This window comes from Falsihalocynthiibacter sp. S25ZX9, assembly GCF_041205405.1.
GTDB lineage: Bacteria > Pseudomonadota > Alphaproteobacteria > Rhodobacterales > Rhodobacteraceae > Falsihalocynthiibacter > Falsihalocynthiibacter arcticus.
This window is the reverse complement of record NZ_JBGFCD010000299.1, coordinates 1-288: the sequence shown is the minus strand read 5'-3', so window position 1 is coordinate 288 and position 288 is coordinate 1. Positions and strand designations below refer to the sequence as shown.

The 288-nt window shown below is 39.2% G+C and carries 1 protein-coding gene; it reads left to right on the top strand.

What is annotated here, in order from left to right:
- Window positions 1–89: 89 nt before the first annotated feature.
- On the top strand, window positions 90–288 hold a 199-nt coding region (locus AB9F29_RS22325; RefSeq protein ID WP_369757304.1), incomplete at its 3' end, for a hypothetical protein.

The following is a 288-nucleotide window of genomic DNA, read 5'->3' as shown; positions in this document are numbered from 1 at the left end:
ACCTAGACAACCATGAAATAAGAAAGCTGTGTAATATTGAGTTCAAGAACAAACACGGCAGGCCGTATTCAAACATTCTATCGGACTTGATGAACAAGCATAGCGCCATTGATCATCTTTTCTTCACTTCAAGATGGACGGAAATGCAAAGAATAGATTCAGATATAGCGGAAACAGTGTTAACGAAACTTCTGAATAAAGATCATCCGATAACGGCTTTACCAATACATGATTCATTTATTGTTAGGCGAGGCGCAGAAGACGATTTGAGAAACGCTATGTCTGAGG